This window comes from Metapseudomonas resinovorans, assembly GCF_002003485.1.
Lineage (GTDB): Bacteria > Pseudomonadota > Gammaproteobacteria > Pseudomonadales > Pseudomonadaceae > Metapseudomonas > Metapseudomonas resinovorans_D.
This window is the reverse complement of sequence record NZ_BDMA01000048.1, coordinates 1-2,488: the sequence shown is the minus strand read 5'-3', so window position 1 is coordinate 2,488 and position 2,488 is coordinate 1. Positions and strand designations below refer to the sequence as shown.

At 66.7% G+C, this 2,488-nt stretch carries 2 protein-coding genes; both read left to right on the top strand.

The window, feature by feature from the left end:
* A partial coding sequence (locus MnOB_RS12560) for an SPASM domain-containing protein (RefSeq protein ID WP_158713807.1) occupies nt 1-572 on the top strand: 572 nt, incomplete at its 5' end.
* On the top strand, nt 538-2,382 hold the full coding sequence (locus MnOB_RS12555) for an alpha/beta hydrolase family protein (protein WP_077524560.1): 1,845 nt from the start codon (nt 538-540) through the stop codon (nt 2,380-2,382). The genes MnOB_RS12560 and MnOB_RS12555, both read left to right, overlap by 35 nt.
* Nucleotides 2,383-2,488 lie beyond the last annotated feature (106 nt).

Here is a 2,488-nt window from a genome sequence, read left to right as displayed (position 1 = left end):
AGTTCTACGGCTGGGCCGAGCTGAACCGCGCCGGCCTGCTGCCGACCCGCGAACAATTGCAGCGCGCCGAGCGCATCACCAACGAGTACCGGGCGAAGCTCGCCGCCGAGAAGCACCCCTGCAAGCTGATCTTCGTCACCCCGGACTACTACGAGGAGCGCCCCAAGGCCTGTATGAACGGCTGGGGCAGCCTGTTCCTCGACATCACCCCGGACGGCACCGCCTTGCCCTGCCACAGCGCGCGCCAGTTGCCGGTGCAGTTCCCCAATGTGCGCGAGCACTCGCTGCGGCACATCTGGTACGAGTCCTTCGGCTTCAACCGCTTCCGCGGCTATGACTGGATGCCCGAGCCGTGCCGCTCCTGCGACGAGAAGGAGAAGGACTTCGGCGGCTGTCGCTGCCAGGCCTTCCTGCTCACCGGTGACGCCAGCAACGCCGACCCGGTCTGCGCCAAGTCGCGCCACCACGGCCAGATACTGGCGGCCCGGGAGGAAGCGGAGCATGCTCCTCGCACCCTGGAGCAACTGACCTACCGCAATGAACGAACCTCGAACATCATTTGTCGCGCCTGAAACGTGTTCCTTCGGCTTCTGGGACAGCCCTTGGAGTGCGGAGCGTGCCGTCGCCGCCAGCCGCGATTTCGCTGAACTGCGCTGCAGCTCGGCGGGCCTGTTCTGGACAATGTTCGACCCCGCTGATGGGCGCACCACGCTCTGGCGCTGGCAGGCGGGGGAGGCGAGCTGCCTGACACCGGACGGCCTCTCGCTGCGCAGCCGGGTCTACGAATACGGTGGCGGTGCCTTCTGTCTGGTGCCGGGCGGGGTGGTGTTCGTCAATGAGGCTGACCAGCAGCTCTACCTCCAGCCTTTCTCCGGGGCTCCGGCCGCCCTGACGCGAAATCCCGATGCCCGCTACGGCGATCTCTGGAGCGCGGAGCAGTGTGTGCTGGCTGTGGAGGAAGAGCAGGGCACCCATCGGCTGGTGGCGATTGCTCTGGCTGACGGCGAACGTCAGGTGCTGGTCGAGGGCGCCGATTTCTATGCCGCGCCACGTCTCAGTCCGGATGGCAAGACCCTCGCCTGGATCGAGTGGAGCCGTCCCGCGCAGCCCTGGACCGAAACACGGCTTTGCCTGCGACGACGTGACGGGGATACCTGGGGACCGATCAAAATCCTCGCGGGAGCGGATGGCGGTGAATCCCTGCAACAGCCGCGCTTCGATGCCGAGGGGCGCCTGCACTGCCTGAGCGATCGCAATGGCTGGTGGCAGCCCTGGGCGCTGGAGGGCGATCAACTGCGCCCCTTGCCGGCCGCCCATGCCGATCACGCCCCGGCCCCTTGGCAACTGGGGTTATGCAGCTACCTGCCAGAGGCGGGGCTGCGGAGTTGGCTGGCCTATGACCAGAGCGATCTGGTCGGCGACGACTGCCAGTTGCTGGCGACCGGATACAGTCGCTTTCGGCAGTTGGCTGCGGACGAGGGGTATTACTACTGCATCGCCGCCGGCCCGGAAAATGCCAGCGCCGTGCTGGCCATCGACCGCAAGGACGCGAGTGTGCAGGTGTTGGCTGGCGGCGGCACCGAACTTTCGGCCGACGAAATCGCTCGGCCCCGACCGTTGCAATTCGCCGTGGGGGACGGGGAGTGCGCTTACGGCTACTTCTATCCGCCCTGCAACACGGCCCATCGCGGCCTGGAAGACCAGCGTCCGCCATTGCTGGTGTTCTGCCACGGCGGCCCGACCTCCGCCTGTCAGCCCGTGTTCGACCCGCGCATCCAGTTCTGGACCCAGCGCGGTTTTGCGGTGGCCGACCTCGATTACCGGGGCAGCAGCGGTTATGGCCGCGCTTATCGACAACGACTGGCCGGCGGCTGGGGCGAAGTGGATGTGGAAGACGCCAAGGCGCTGCTGATGCACCTCGCCGGGCTGGGGCTGGTGGACCCTGAGCGGGCCTTCATTCGGGGTTCCAGCGCCGGTGGTTTCACCACGCTCCTGGCGTTGGTCGGGGACACGCCATTTTGCGGCGGCGCCAGTTACTACGGGGTGAGCGACCCGCTGGTTTTGCGCGAGAAGACTCACAAGTTCGAAGCCGATTATCTGGACTGGCTGATCGGCGATCCTGAACAGGACGCTGAGCGCTACCGACAGCGCACCCCGGTTTTGCGAGCGGGAGAAATCGGTGCGCCGGTGATCTTCTTCCAGGGCGGCCAGGACGCGGTGGTGGTGCCGGAACAGACCGCCAGCATGGTTGCCGCCTTGAAGGACGCTGGCCGGCAGGTGGAATGCCATGTCTACCCGGAGGAGCGCCACGGATTCCGCCAGGCCACCAACCTGGCCCACGCGCTGGAGGCGGAGCTGGCGTTCTATCGGGGGCTGCTGTAGGCGAACTCGTTTTCGGCACGCGGTGCGCACAGCGCACCCTACGGTCGGAGCTCGGGTAGGGTGCGCCGTGTGTTCAGCCGGGATACATGGGTAACGCCTGTCGGGG

Bases quoted from the DNA above. Each gene is read 5' to 3' on its own strand.
- MnOB_RS12555 (WP_077524560.1), top strand. From the start codon at position 538: ATGAACGAACCTCGAACATCATTTGTCGCGCCTGAAACGTGTTCCTTC.